Genomic DNA, 1,227 nt, shown 5'->3' on the forward strand with positions numbered 1-1,227 from the left:
AACAAGCTTACTTGTTGCCTGACTCGACTGCGTCTTAGTTAACTTAAATGTTTAGTAGGACTGGTTTGCCGTGTCAGTGGATGCGCATTATAGAGATGTCAGCCCAGAGCGCAAGCGCTTTTCAGAGAAAAACGACTTTTTAATAAATTATACTTAACCACACGGTACCCACTGGTTACCCCCAGACTTACCCACAAATCAACAAGAAACTGGCCAGAATATCGGCGCTGCCCATGTTATTGGCTATACAGGGTCTTGATGTATGATGACTTCAGCATCAGAAAATGCCTCTCTTATTCTCGCTTCAGTCTTGTCGGCTATGACATGTGCCTCTCTTAGGCTAAGAGAACCATCCAGTTCTAAATGGCATTGAATAAATGTTGTCTTACCTGATTCACGGGTTCTTAAATCATGAATGCCTTTAACTTGTGGGTCTTGTTGGGCCAACTCAATAATCTTTAATCTAGTATCATCATCCAACTCTCTATCCAGTAGAGACTGAATTGAGCGATACCCTAAATCCAAAGCTTGTTGCCCTATGAAGATTGCAATAAGGATTGCAAACAAGCCATCAGCCCACCACCAACCATATTGTGAGAGAACTAGCGCCACTAATACAGCTGCATTCAGGAATAGATCTGATTTATAGTGAAGTGCGTCGGCCTCAACAATAGTGCTAGATGTCGCGGCTAACGCTTTTTTCTGCAGTACAACTAAAGCAAAGGTTAAGATAATAGCGACTATAGATACCACGACACCCAGCATGGCATGATGAACGGGGGTGGGGTTAATTAGCCGGTCCCCACCATGAAAAAGCAGTAAGAAGGCAGAACCCAAAATAAATGCAGACTGGGCTAATGCAGCTAACGGCTCTGCTTTACCATGGCCATATCTATGATCTTGGTCCGCAGGGACTATGGCGTATCGAATTGCTATGAAGTTAACTATGGATGCGAGCGCATCGGCAAATGAATCAGTCAATGACGCTAGCATGCTAGCAGATCCTGAGTACATCCAGGCTGCCATCTTAATAATGATAAGGGTCAAAGCCGTAGCCACTGCGGCTCGGCTAGCTAGCTTGACCCAAAAGTCGTATTGGGAATCTTGATTCATGAGATCATATTTCTACTATATATAGCTATTAACTTTCTTACTTAAGAATAGCAAGCAGGGGAAGCCTATGACCTCAAGTGTATATCAATACAGAATCAAAAACTGATGACTAGT

General features: G+C 43.3%; 1 protein-coding gene. It reads right to left on the bottom strand.

The window, feature by feature from the left end:
* Nucleotides 1–243: 243 nt before the first annotated feature.
* Complete coding sequence (fieF, locus tag KT99_RS19695; protein ID WP_005503839.1) at nt 244–1,113, bottom strand: cation efflux pump FieF; 870 nt, start codon at nt 1,111–1,113, stop codon at nt 244–246.
* Nucleotides 1,114–1,227 lie beyond the last annotated feature (114 nt).

It is taken from the genome of Shewanella benthica KT99, assembly GCF_000172075.1.
Taxonomy (GTDB): domain Bacteria; phylum Pseudomonadota; class Gammaproteobacteria; order Enterobacterales; family Shewanellaceae; genus Shewanella; species Shewanella benthica_A.